Origin of the sequence: Accumulibacter sp. (assembly GCF_029255125.1) — a bacterium.
Lineage (GTDB): Bacteria > Pseudomonadota > Gammaproteobacteria > Burkholderiales > Rhodocyclaceae > Accumulibacter.
This window is the reverse complement of the sequence record NZ_JAPUVR010000133.1, coordinates 1-12,579: the sequence shown is the minus strand read 5'-3', so window position 1 is coordinate 12,579 and position 12,579 is coordinate 1. Positions and strand designations below refer to the sequence as shown.

12 protein-coding genes and 1 pseudogene are annotated in these 12,579 nt (G+C 66.6%); 11 read left to right on the top strand and 2 right to left on the bottom strand.

Translation table 11 applies throughout. The features are described 5' to 3' along the window. The 10 genes from Q1L59_RS14530 to truB form a co-directional block, all read left to right on the top strand. Window positions 1–292, top strand: a 292-nt coding sequence (locus Q1L59_RS14530; RefSeq protein ID WP_300333497.1) for a site-2 protease family protein, incomplete at its 5' end; no start/stop codon positions are given. Window positions 293–311: 19 nt separating this feature from the next. Beyond that, window positions 312–1,514: a tryptophan--tRNA ligase gene (locus Q1L59_RS14525; protein WP_300333495.1), complete on the top strand. Its 1,203-nt coding sequence runs from the start codon at window positions 312–314 to the stop codon at window positions 1,512–1,514. A 32-nt stretch (window positions 1,515–1,546) separates the two neighbouring features. Next, window positions 1,547–2,392, top strand: a complete 846-nt coding sequence (locus Q1L59_RS14520; RefSeq protein ID WP_300333492.1) for a ScpA family protein — start codon at window positions 1,547–1,549, stop codon at window positions 2,390–2,392. Then, on the top strand, window positions 2,370–2,966 hold the full coding sequence (gene scpB / locus Q1L59_RS14515; RefSeq protein WP_300333490.1) for an SMC-Scp complex subunit ScpB: 597 nt from the start codon (window positions 2,370–2,372) through the stop codon (window positions 2,964–2,966). The genes Q1L59_RS14520 and scpB overlap by 23 nt, the downstream gene beginning before the upstream one ends. After that, window positions 2,950–3,942 carry a pseudouridine synthase gene (locus Q1L59_RS14510; protein WP_300333487.1) on the top strand — a complete coding sequence of 331 codons (993 nt, stop codon included), beginning with the start codon at window positions 2,950–2,952 and terminating at the stop codon, window positions 3,940–3,942. Before scpB ends, Q1L59_RS14510 begins: the two co-directional genes overlap by 17 nt. Window positions 3,943–4,071: 129 nt before the next feature. After that, the gene (rimP, locus tag Q1L59_RS14505) at window positions 4,072–4,539 is read left to right on the top strand and encodes a ribosome maturation factor RimP (RefSeq protein WP_300333485.1); all 468 of its coding nucleotides are present in this window, start codon (window positions 4,072–4,074) and stop codon (window positions 4,537–4,539) included. A gap of 14 nt (window positions 4,540–4,553) precedes the next feature. Continuing rightward, complete coding sequence (gene nusA / locus Q1L59_RS14500; protein WP_300333483.1) at window positions 4,554–6,044, top strand: transcription termination factor NusA; 1,491 nt, start codon at window positions 4,554–4,556, stop codon at window positions 6,042–6,044. Between the two features lies 1 nt (window position 6,045). Next, entirely contained in the window at window positions 6,046–8,952 is a 2,907-nt protein-coding gene (gene infB, locus Q1L59_RS14495; protein ID WP_300333480.1) for a translation initiation factor IF-2, read from the top strand. Continuing rightward, complete coding sequence (gene rbfA, locus Q1L59_RS14490; protein WP_300333478.1) at window positions 8,953–9,339, top strand: 30S ribosome-binding factor RbfA; 387 nt, start codon at window positions 8,953–8,955, stop codon at window positions 9,337–9,339. A gap of 1 nt (window position 9,340) precedes the next feature. Then, complete coding sequence (gene truB / locus Q1L59_RS14485) at window positions 9,341–10,240, top strand: tRNA pseudouridine(55) synthase TruB (RefSeq protein WP_300333476.1); 900 nt, start codon at window positions 9,341–9,343, stop codon at window positions 10,238–10,240. A 367-nt stretch (window positions 10,241–10,607) separates the two neighbouring features. On the opposite strand, the gene Q1L59_RS14480 is transcribed toward truB, so the two are convergent. Then, entirely contained in the window at window positions 10,608–10,985 is a 378-nt protein-coding gene (locus Q1L59_RS14480) for a four helix bundle protein (protein WP_300333474.1), read from the bottom strand. 72 nt (window positions 10,986–11,057) lie between these two features. Beyond that, window positions 11,058–12,287, bottom strand: coding sequence for an SUMF1/EgtB/PvdO family nonheme iron enzyme (locus Q1L59_RS14475; protein ID WP_300333471.1), 1,230 nt, complete (start codon window positions 12,285–12,287; stop codon window positions 11,058–11,060). A gap of 65 nt (window positions 12,288–12,352) precedes the next feature. Between Q1L59_RS14475 and Q1L59_RS14470 the strand changes: the two are divergent. Then, window positions 12,353–12,579, top strand: a pseudogene (locus tag Q1L59_RS14470) (ISAzo13 family transposase); the annotation flags it as partial.

Genomic DNA, 12,579 nt, shown 5'->3' with positions numbered 1-12,579 from the left:
GCTGCCGCAGAACTTCTTCACGCTGCCGATGACGCGCATGGCCGAGGTCGGCGTCGCCGTCAATACGGCGCTCATGGTGCTCAACCTGTTTCCGCTGCCGCCGCTCGACGGCGGGCGGATTGCGGTCAGCCTGCTGCCGCGTGCTGCCGCCTGGCGTTTCGCTCAGCTCGAGCGTTTCGGCTTCCCGATCCTGCTCGTACTGCTGTTCACCGGCCTCCTCTCCGACCTGCTGACACCGGTCATCGAGGGTGTCCTGGAGGGGGTCGGTTTTCTCTTTCAGTTGCCTTTCTGAACGCGCTCAGGCGGAGAACATGTACGCGCAACGAGTCCTTTCCGGCATGCGGCCGACCGGCAGCCTGCACCTTGGCCATTACCACGGCGTGTTGAAGAACTGGGTCAGGTTGCAGAACGATTATCCCTGCCTGTTCTTCGTTGCCGACTGGCACGCGCTGACCACGCAGTACGACGATCCGCAGGGGATCGTCGGCGCCACCTGGGAGATGATCATCGACTGGCTGGCGGCCGGCGTCGATCCCGCACGCGCGACGCTGTTCATCCAGTCGCAGGTGCCCGAGCACGCCGAACTGCATCTGCTCCTTTCGATGATGACGCCGCTCGGCTGGCTCGAGCGCGTGCCGACCTACAAGGATCAGCAGGAAAAGCTGGAAAACAAGGATCTGTCGACCTACGGCTTTCTCGGCTACCCGCTGCTGCAGGCGGCCGACATCCTGATCTACCGCGCCGACAAGGTTCCGGTGGGCGAGGATCAGGTGCCGCACATCGAGTTCTCGCGCGAGATCGCGCGCCGCTTCAATCACCTCTACGGGCGCGAGGCGGGCTTCGCCGAAAAGGTGGCGGAAGCGCTGAACCGCCTCGGCGCACGGCGCGCGCGGCGCTACGAGGAACTGCGCACGCGTTACCAGGAGCAGGGCGAGCCGTCGGCAATCGAGCGCGCGCAAGCCCTGCTCGACGAGGTGCCGGCGCTCTCGCTCGCCGACCGCGAGCGTCTGCGCGGTCATCTCGAAGGGACCGGCAAGATGATCCTGGTCGAGCCGGCGGCGCTGCTCACCGCCGCTGCGCGCATGCCCGGCGTCGATGGCCAGAAGATGTCGAAGTCGTACGGCAATACGATCACCTTGCGCGAAGACGCGGCGTCGGTGACGCACAAGCTCAGGCGCATGCCGACCGACCCGGCGCGCATCCGGCGCAACGACCCGGGCGAACCGGCCAATTGCCCGGTCTGGCCGCTGCATCAGGTCTATTCCGACGAGGCCTGTCGCGCCTGGGTCGAGCAGGGCTGCCGGAGCGCCGGCATCGGCTGCCTGGAATGCAAGCAGCCGGTGATCGACGCCATCCTGCGCGAGCAGGCGCCGATGCGCGAACGCGCGCAGGAGTACATCGAGCAACCAGAATTGGTGCGCGAAATCGTCGCCGAGGGCAATCGCAAGGCCAGACATCTGGCGCGCGAGACGATGCGCGACGTGCGTCAGGCGCTTGGCCTGAACTTCGGCTGAGCCGGGGCGAGCGGCCAGGGGCGGCGGGTGCGATGAGCGAAAACGCGACGATCGAGGCGCCGACCGACGCTCCCGCGAGTGCCGCGCCGGCGCCGCTGGCGCGCATCTACGGCGAGCCGCTGGCCGAGTTGCCGGCCGACCTGTATGTACCGCCGGACGCGATGGCGGTCATGCTAGAAGCCTTCGAAGGGCCGCTCGACCTGCTGCTTTATCTGATTCGCAAGGCCAACGTCAATGTCCTCGACATTCCGATGGCGCTGCTCACCGAGCAATATCTGGTCTACGTCGAGGCGATGCGCGCACAGAACCTCGAACTGGCGGCCGACTACCTGCTGATGGCGGCCATCCTGATCGAGATCAAATCGCGCATGCTGCTGCCGCGACCGCGTGCGGTGGCCGGCGACGAGGCGGAAGACCCGCGCGCCGAGCTCGTTCGGCGGCTGATCGAGTACGAACAGATGAAGCGCGCGGCGCACGAGCTGAACGAATTGCCGCAGGCCGAGCGCGACTTCGACTGGGTCGAAGTGTGGGTCGAAAAAGCGCTCTTGCGCCGCTTGCCGGAAGTCAATCCCAGCGATCTGCAGGCGGCCTGGCGGGCGATCCTGCGCCAGGCCAAGCTGCACACGCGCCACCAGGTGCAACGCGAGGAACTCTCGGTGCGCCAGCATATGGCGTCGATCCTGCGCCAGTTGCGCGTCGCTGGCGGCTTCGTCGAGTTTTGCCAGCTTTTCGATCCGGGCCAGGGGGCGCCGGTGGTCGTCGTCCATTTCCTCGCCCTGCTCGAACTGGCGCGCGAAAAACTGCTCGAAATGACCCAGGCGGAAGCCTTCGCGCCGCTCTATCTGCGTCTGTGCGATGAGCGAAGCGACGACGCCTGAGGCCAGCCCGCCGCCGGCCCTGCCGGGCGGCCCGGAAGCGACCAAGCGCGTGCTCGAGGCGCTGCTCCTGAGCGCGCGCGAACCGTTGTCGCTGCTCGAACTGCGGCGCGCGTTTGCCGAGCCGCTCGACACGCAGGTTCTGCGCGGCCTGCTCGACGAACTGGCTGGCGAATGGCGCGAGCGGCCACTCGAACTGCTGCAGGTGGCGAGCGGCTGGCGCTTTCGGACGCGCGGCGAATACATGCCGTATCTCGAACGGCTGAAACCGGAAAAGCCGCCGCGCTACTCGCGCGCCGTGCTCGAAACGCTGGCCATCATCGCCTATCGGCAGCCGGTGACGCGCGGCGACATCGAAGACATCCGCGGCGTCGGTGTCGCGACGCAGGTGATTCGCGTCCTCGAGGAGCGCGGCTGGGTCGATGTCGTCGGCCACCGCGACACGCCCGGCCGGCCGGCGCTGCTGGCCACGACCAAGAAGTTCCTCGACGACCTCGGCCTGCGCAACCTGTCCGAGTTGCCGCCGCTGGCGCAGCTCGACCCCAACCTGGACCCCGCCGATGCCTCTCCCCAATAAGCCACGCAAGACCTCACTCGCGGCGCGTTCGCCGGCGCGCCCGGCAGCGCCGGCAGCGCCGCGGCGCCCGGCAGCGCCAGCACGCAGCGAACGCAACGAACGCAACGAACGTAGCGAGCGCAGCGAATCCGGGCGCGGCCAGCGCCAGGAGAAGCCGGGTCACCCGGCGCGCCGGCCGCGCCACCCGGAAGTCTCTGCCAAACCGGAACGTCTGCACAAGGTGCTGGCGCAAAGCGGCATCGGTTCGCGGCGTCAGATGGAAGAAATGATCGCCGCCGGTCGTGTCGTGGTGAACGGCGAAACGGCGCACGTCGGCCAGCAGGTGGCGGCCGACGACCGGGTGAAAGTCAACGGCAAGCTCGTTCGCCTGCGCTTTTCCGACCGCCTGCCGCGCGTCATCCTCTACCACAAGCCGGAAGGCGAGATCGTTTCGCGCAACGACCCGGAACATCGACCGAACGTGTTTACCGCGCTGCCGCGCATGGCTTCCGGCCGCTGGGTCGCCGTCGGGCGGCTCGACTTCAACACCAGCGGACTGCTCCTGCTGACCACTTCCGGCGAACTCGCCAACCGCCTGATGCACCCGCGTTACCAACTGGTGCGCGAGTACGCGGTGCGCATTCTCGGCGAATTGTCGGCCGAGGCGCGCCAGCGCCTGCTCGACGGCATCGAACTCGACGACGGGCCGGCGCGTTTTTCCAGCTTTCAGGAGGCGGGCGGCGAGGGCGCCAATCGCTGGTACCGCGTGGCGCTGAGCGAAGGGCGAAACCGCGAGGTGCGCCGCATGTTCGAAGCGGTCGGCGTCGTCGTCAGCCGTCTGATTCGCGTCCGCTACGGACCCTTCGTGCTTCCCCCGAACCTCAGGCGCGGGCAGATTTGCGAGCTGGGCGAGGCCGACGTGCGCAAGCTGCTGGTCGATTTCGGCCTGCCGCCGGCCGGCGCCGGCCGCCCGCTACGCGCCCGGCCGGGCGCTTAGTGCCCGTTTGCGCCTGCAGGGCGATTTACGCACGCCGATGATTTCGTTATAATCCAACGGCTTTCCGCTCGCCCCTGTTGGGGCAATTTTTTCGGGGATGGGCGTTTCGCCCATTTTTTGTTTGCGGCCATGGATGTGTACGAAGTTCTTGAAAAAACGGTGACCGGCCTCGGCTACGAACTTGTCGACGTCGAGCGCAGCCCGCGCGGTCGGCTGCTGCGCGTCTACATCGATCGACCGGACAAGCCGCGCGGAGTCGATGTCGAAGACTGCGCTCTGGTGAGCAATCAGCTTTCGCGTGTGCTGCTGGTGGAGAACGTCGATTACGAGCGCCTGGAAGTCTCGTCGCCGGGAATCGACCGGCCGCTCAGGAAGGAAGCCGATTTCGTGCGTTTTGCCGGGTGCGAGATCACCCTCAAGCTGCGCTTGCCGCTCGCTGGGCGGCGGAACTTCAGTGGCCTTCTGTTGGGAATCGCGAACGGTCAGGTGCGCCTGCGCGTCGGTGCGGACGAAATCGAGTTCGCTCCCGAAAACATCGGCAAAGCGCGCCTGGTTCCCCGGTTTGATCTGGCGAAATCGAGTGACGGGCAGGTTTAGGAGAAGATGAGGAAATGAGCCGCGAGATCTTGATGCTGGTCGATGTGCTGGCGCGCGAAAAGAACGTCACCAAGGACATTGTCTTCGGTGCGCTCGAGTTGGCCTTGGCTTCGGCCAGCAAGAAGCGCATCCACGATGATGCGAACGTGCGTGTCGTCGTCGACCGCGAGACCGGCGACTTCGAGACCTTTCGCCGCTGGGAAGTCGTTGCCGATGCCGACTTCCTCGACGAGGAGCAACAGATCGCCTTGTCGGAAGCCCAGGAGCAGGATCCGGAAGTCGAGGTCGGCGATTTCCTGGAAGAAGCGCTCGAACCGATCGACTTCGGCCGGATCGGCGCGCAGGCGGCCAAGCAGGTCATCCTGCAGAAGATTCGCGATGCCGAGCGGGAGCAGATTCTGACCGATTTCCTGGCGCGCAAGGAGCACCTGGTGACCGGGACGATCAAGCGCATGGAGCGCGGCAATGCGATCGTCGAAACCGGCAAGATGGAAGCGCTGCTGCCGCGCGACCAGATGATTCCGCGCGAGAACCTGCGCGTCGGTGATCGCGTCAAGGCCTACCTGCAGCGCATCGACCGCAGCGCGCGCGGACCACAACTGATCCTTTCGCGCACCGCGCCCGAATTCATCGCCAAGCTGTTCGCACTCGAAGTGCCGGAAGTCGACGACGGCCTGCTCGAAATCAAGGCGGCGGCGCGCGACCCCGGCATGCGCGCGAAGATCGCCGTCAAGTCGAACGACCAGCGCGTCGACCCGATCGGCACCTGCGTCGGCATGCGCGGCATGCGGGTCACTGCGGTGACCAACGAACTCGCCGGCGAGCGCGTGGACATCGTTCTCTGGTCGGCCGATCCAGCGCAGTTCGTCATTGGCGCGCTGGCGCCGGCTGAAGTCAGTTCGATCATCGTCGACGAGGAAAGGCACGTGATGGACGTCGTCGTCGACGAACAGAACCTGGCGATCGCCATCGGCCGCGGCGGGCAGAACGTTCGCCTGGCGTCCGAGCTGACCGGATGGACGATCAACCTGATGACCGAGGAAGAGTCCAAATCGGTCGTCGAGGCCGAGGCTGCGGCCATCCGCGTGCTCTTCATGGAAAAGCTCGACGTCGACGAAGATGTCGCGAACATCCTGATCGAAGAGGGTTTTTCGACGATCGAGGAAGTGGCCTACGTGCCGCTGCACGAAATGCTCGAGATCGAAGCCTTCGACGAAGCGACCGTTCAGGAACTGCGCGAGCGGGCGCGCAACGTCCTCCTGACCGAGGCGATCGTCACCGAAGAAAAAATCGAGGATGTCGCCGACGACATGCTCAGCCTTGAGGGAATGGACAAGGCGCTGGCCGGCAAACTGGCCAGCAACGGAATCAAGACGCGCGACGACCTGGCCGATCTCGCAGTCGACGAACTGACCGAGATGACCGGCATCGACAGCCGGCGGGCCACGCAACTGATCACCATGGCGCGCGCGCACTGGTTTGCTGAAGCGGGGGAGAGGAACTGACATGGCGCAAACGAGTGTTGCCCAATTTGCCACCCAGCTGAAAATGCCGGCTGGCGCGCTGCTCGAGCAGTTGCAGAAGGCGGGCGTGGCCAAGCGGCAAGCTGAGGACATCCTGTCGGAGCAGGACAAGTCGAAATTGCTCGACTACCTGCGCCGATCGCACGGGGGGCGTACCGAGGCGAAGACGAAAATCACGCTGATGCGCAAGGAAACGAGCGAAATCCGTTCGCAGGACGCGCACGGCAAGGCGCATACCGTGCAGGTCGAGGTGCGCAAGAAGCGCGTGCTGGTCAAGCGCGACACGCTCGAAGCGCGCCCGGAGGCGCGTCCCGAAGCGCGGCCGGACGCCGGTCCGGACGCCCGACCCGAAGCACTGCCGGAAGCGCGCGTCGAGCCGCCACTGGCCGCCGAACGTAGCCTGCCGGAAGTCGCAGCGGAAGCGCCACGCGTTCCGCCGGTCGCCACGCCGCCGGCGGCACCGGTCGCCGCGGCAGCGCCGGTCGCACCGCCGGCTGCGCCGACCGTTGCGGCCGCTGCCGCGCCGGCCGGCGCGAGCGCCGCTGCGCCGGTCGCTCCAACCAAAGCCGAAGCGCGTGGCGAGGCGCCGGCCGCCGGCAAGCCGGAAGCGGCAGGCGAAACCCGCGCGCCGGGCAAGAAGGTCGTCACGCGCGCCTCGATCATCGGCGAAGAACAGCAGCGCCTGCGCGCCGAAGAAGAGCGCCGACACGCCGAACTGCGTGCGCGCCAGGAAGCCGAGTTCAAGAGCAAGCAACAGCGCAGCGCCGACCTGGCGCGCTTGAAGCTCGACGCCGAAGAGAAAGCGGTCGCCGCGAAGGCTGCCATCGTCGCCAAGCAGGCGGCGGCGCAGACGGCGAGCGACCGGCCGGCGGAAGACAAGACGCTGCACAAGCCGGCCGGCAAGCCCGCCGCGACCGACAAGAAAGCGCCGGAGAAGAAGGCGCCGGAGAAGAAGGCGGCCGACAAGAAGGGCCAGTGGAAGAGCGAAGGTACCAACAAGCGCGTCGGGCTGAAGACGCGCGGCGCCACCGGTGCCACCGGCTGGCGCGACACCAAGCACGGCAAGCGCGCGGCGCGCGGCGCCGGCGGCGAAGACGAACAGCACACCTTCCAGTTGCCGGTCGAACCGGTCATCCATCAGGTGCAGGTGCCGGAAACGATTTCAGTCGCCGACCTGGCGCACAAGATGGCGGTCAAGGCGACCGAGGTGATCAAGGCGCTGATGAAGATGGGCTCGATGGTGACGATCAACCAGGTGCTCGACCAGGAAACGGCGATGATCGTCGTCGAGGAAATGGGCCACAAGGCGTTCGCCGCCAAGCTCGACGACCCGGATGCCTATCTCGACGACGCCGACGCGCAGCACAAGGACGTTCCGCTCGAAACGCGCGCGCCGGTGGTCACCGTCATGGGCCACGTCGACCACGGCAAGACCTCGCTGCTCGACTACATCCGGCGCACACGCGTGGCGAGCGGCGAAGCCGGCGGCATCACGCAGCACATCGGCGCCTACCACGTCGAAACCGCGCGCGGCGTCGTCACCTTCCTCGACACGCCGGGACACGAAGCCTTTACCGCGATGCGCGCGCGGGGAGCGAAAGCGACCGACATCGTCATTCTGGTCGTCGCCGCCGACGACGGCGTCATGCCGCAGACGCGCGAAGCGATTCACCACGCGAAAGCGGCCGGCGTGCCGATCGTCGTCGCGATCAACAAGATCGACAAACCCGGCGCGCAGCCCGACCGCGTCAAGCAGGAACTGGTCGGCGAAGAAGTCGTTCCGGAAGAGTACGGCGGCGACGCGCCCTTCGTCAGCGTTTCGGCGAAGACCGGCGCCGGCATCGACGAACTGCTCGAAAACGTCCTCCTGCAGGCCGACGTGCTCGACCTCAAGGCGGCGCGCGATGTCCCGGCGCGCGGCCTGATCATCGAAGCGCGCCTCGACCGCGGGCGCGGCCCGGTGGCGACGATGCTCGTTCTCTCGGGAACGCTGCACCAGGGCGACGTGCTGCTCGCCGGCCCGGTTTTCGGCCGCGTGCGCGCGATGCTCGACGAGAACGGCAAGATCATCAAGGAAGCCGGGCCATCGATTCCGGTCGAAATTCTCGGCCTGTCCGACGTTCCGGCAGCCGGCCAGGAGGCGATGGTCCTCGCCGACGAACGCAAGGCGCGCGAAATCGCGCTCTTCCGGCAGGGCAAGTACCGCGACGTCAAACTGGCGACGAAGCAGGCGGCCAAGCTGGAGACGCTGCTCGAACAGATGAACGAAGCGGAAGCCAAGGTACTCGCGCTGATCATCAAGGCCGACGTGCAGGGCTCGCAGGAAGCGCTGGTTCAGTCGCTGCAGAAGCTGGCGACGGCGGAAGTCAAGGTCAACGTCATCCACGCCGCGGTCGGTGCGATCAGCGAATCCGACGTGCACCTGGCGCAGGCCTCGAAAGCCGTCATCATCGGCTTCAATACGCGCGCCGACGCCGGTGCGCGCAAGGCGGCGGAAACCGCCGGGGTCGACATCCGCTACTACAACATCATTTACGACGCGGTGGACGAAGTCAAGGCGGCGCTCTCCGGCATGCTGGCGCCCGAAAAGCGCGAGGACATCACCGGTCTGGTCGAAATCCGCCAGGTCTTCCGGGCGACGCGCATCGGCACGATCGCCGGCTGCTACGTGCTCGAAGGGCTGATCAAGCGCAGCTCGCGCGCGCGCCTGCTGCGCAAGCACATCGTCCTCTGGGACGGCGAAATCGAATCGCTCAAGCGCTTCAAGGACGACGTCAAGGAAGTTCGCGCCGGCTTCGAATGCGGCTTGTCGCTGAAGAACTTCAGCGGCTACGAAGAAGGCGACCAGCTCGAAGTCTACGACGTGACCGAAATCGCGCGGACGCTGTAAATGGCCGACCATCGGGGGTTTTCTCGTCGCGACCGGATCGCCGAACAGATCCGGCGCGAACTGGCGGAAGTGATCCGGCTCGAACTGCGCGATCCGCGCGTCGGCATGATCAGTCTGACCGACGTGCAGGTCAGCCCGGATTACGCGCACGCCAAGGTCTTCTTCAGCAGCCTGGCGGGCAGCGACCACCTGGCATCGCTGCAGGCGGGCCTGGAGAACGCCGCCGGCTTCCTGCGCAGCGAACTCGGCAAGCGGATCAGCATCCACATGACGCCGCAACTGCACTTCATCTTCGACGAGTCGCTCGAACGCGGTGCGCAGTTGTCGAAGCTGATCAACGAAGCGGTGGCGATTTCGCATCAGTCCGATCCGGACGAACCGAGCTGACTTGGCCGCCGGCAAAGCCTGGCAGCGGGTAGACGGCGTCCTGCTGCTCGACAAACCTTCCGGAATCACGTCCAACGCCGCGCTGCAACAGGCGCGCCGGCTGTTTTCCGCCGCCAAGGCCGGCCACACCGGAACGCTCGACCCACTCGCCAGCGGCCTGCTGCCGCTCTGTTTCGGCGAAGCGACGAAGTTCGCGCACGACCTGCTGGCCGCCGACAAGTCCTACGAAGCCGAGGTCTGCTTCGGCATCGCCACCGACACCGGCGACGCCGACGGCGCCGTCGTCCGGCGCTGCCCGATCGCTTTCGACGCTGCCGCGCTGAACGACGCACTGGCCCGCCTGCGCGGCCCGCTGGAACAGATTCCGCCGATGCATTCGGCGCTCAAACACCAGGGACGCGCGCTCTACACGCTGGCGCGCCAGGGAATCGAAGTCGAGCGGCCAGCGCGCCAGATCACGATTCACCGCCTGCAACTGATCGACTTCAGCGGCGAGCGCTGCCGCCTGCACGTGCGCTGCAGCAAGGGAACCTACGTGCGCAGCCTGGCCGTCGAACTCGGCGAAGCGCTCGCTTGCGCCGCCCACCTGAGCGCGCTGCGGCGAACCGCGGTCGGTTCGCTGCAAGTCACCGACGCGCTGCCGCTCGCCGCGCTCGCCGAGCTTTCCGCGGAAGAGAGGACCGGCCGCCTGCTCCCGCTCGATCACCTGCTGCAGGGTCTGCCGGCAGTGCATCTGGACGAGGCCGCCGCACTGCGTTTCCGCCACGGCAATCCGGTGGGCGACGCGCAGCCGCCAGGCCGCTATCGAGTCTACGACGCCGCCGGCCGCCTGCTCGGCGTCGGCGAAAGCGACGCCGAGCGCCCGCAATTGCGTCCGCGCCGCGTGGTCGGCGTGGCTTAGCGCGGCTTGGCGCGGGTCAGTGCGGCGTGTTGGCTGGCGACGCTTCGGTCGGCGATCCGATCACACCATTGCGCAGAATGATCCCCCGGCGTCGCCCAGCCGTGTGGGCCAGGACGCCGGGGGGGTGCTGCGCTTGCTCAAGCGGCCTGGATGCTTGCGGCTACTCTGCTTCGACCCTTGAGGCGAGGCACTCTGCAACGCAGCATACGGGAAGGACGGAAACCGGCATTGTTGTTCCGGTTGTCTGGCGCGTTCCTGTTGCGGTTGGCCGAGCGGGCGTTCCTGGCATTGTTGTTCCAGGAGCCGCCGCGCAACACCCGCCGGTCCACTTGGCAGCCGTTTGAGCCGGCGGATCGTCGCCGAAAACTCAGTCGAGCTTCCTGGCGGCGAATTCGTAACGCCGGACATCGAGATGTCGCAGGTTGTACGCCAGGCGACAGAGGACGCGCTGCTTTTCGAGCAGCACATTGACCCGGTGCAGCGTGTCCCAGGGTGCTTTCTGGTAGGTTGCCTCGATCAGTCCCTCGATGATGTCGAGCGTCAGCGTCTGCAGGCGGTCGCCGAGCAGGAAGCGCTGGCTGCGTGGAAAGCGCTCGAGCACGGGCACCAGCCAGGTGGCGAACAGCATCGCGCGCTCGAGCGCAACGCCGGCGCGCGCGGCGCGCGGCGGCAAAAAAATTTTTTCGGGGGCTGGCGCCCCCGAACCCCCTCTTTCCTCAACACCAATCTCATCAGGTGGATTCATCGCAGTTCCTTCGTCATCGTCATCACGGGGTAAAGGGGTAAGGGAGCCACGGGGTCAGCTTCCTGCGCTCCGCTACGGAAGCATCCGGGAAGGACGGAAACCGGCATGGCCGCTCCGGTTGACCGGCGCGACCCTGTCGCGGATGGCCGAGCGGGCGTTCCTGGCATTGAGGCTCCAGGAGCCGCCGCGCCACACCCGCCGGCCACAATCTCCCCCTTCCCACACCCGACCATCGCCCGGCGCTCCGTGGTAGTTGTCATGCCAGCAATCCGCCACCCACTCCCAGACATTGCCATGCATGTCGCGCAAGCCCCACGCGTGCTCCTTGCGCTGCGTCGTGCCTACCGCGTGCAGCTTACCCCCCGCGTTGTTCCCATACCACGCGTGCTCCGCCAGCCGACTTTCGTCGTCACCAAAATACCACCGCCCCGGGCTTCCACCACGTGCCGCGTATTCCCACATCGCTTCGCTCGGCAACTCGTACTTCCCTTGACCCTTGCCGCTCAGCCAACGCACGTACTGCTGCGCATTGTGCCAACTCACCCCGCTGATCGGCCGGTCCGACAGGTGCGCGTCCCGGTCTCGGTAGTACGTATCGGTGCCCGTCTGGTAGTGATATGCGCTGCCCGCCTGCCGCCACTCAGGTTCGTCGCACGCCTTCTCCTCGACGCACGCCAGGTACTGCGCCACCGTCGTCTCGGTCTCCGCCAGCGCAAAACGACGCGCGAATGCTACTTCGTGCTGCGGCCCTTCGTCAGTGCTGCGGTCCTTCTCCGCCTCCGGCGAACCCATCCGGTAGCGCAAATCGCCCCCTACCACGCGCATCGTCGGGCCCCCAGCGTACGCGGCAAAACCGCAACCCGATACCCATGCCCCATCCCGCCAGCACGCGGCCGCCGCATCGCCCGCCGCCACCGGCGCGGACTTCGGCGGCGGTGCCGCGTTCGCGCGCGCCTCAGCCAGATCCTTGCGCAACTGCGCAAGCTCCTTGCGGAGTTGCTGCGCTTCGCGTTCGCTCTGCGCGGCGCGCTTTGCCGCGCCGCTGTCCGGAACCGGCTTTTCGACGAGCTTTTCGACCACTCGCGGTGGCCGCCGCTCGCTCTCGGCAAGCGCGTTTTCGAGACGCTGTTTCTCCGCTGCCAGCCGCTGCTTTTCTGCCTCGCAGCGCTTGAGCGCTTCCTCGGCGTGCTTCGCGCGTTCCGCCGCCGCCCGGTCGGGAACGACCTGCGGCTGCGCTGGAGCGGGAAGCAGGCCGGGAGCACCCGCATCGAGGGCGCGCACCGGCAGGCTGGCAAGCAGCACGCCGAGAGTAAGGCGTTAAGCAAAAATAACTTGAACATTTGTGATGATTGGCCTATGGTTTCGGCATGGAGCAGGAGTTAGCCATAGAAGCGAAGTATCAAGCGCTGCGTGGAAGGCTGGATGAGGCCACGCTTCGCCTTTGGGCGGCGACGGAGGCACGAAGCCTCGGGCGTGGAGGTGTCACCTTGGTTGCCAAGGCGACTGGCCTGTCGCGCACAACGATTCATGCGGGTTTGAGTGAACTGAATGCACCGGTGGCGGCCGGGGAGCAAGGCGTACAACTCCGAGCGCG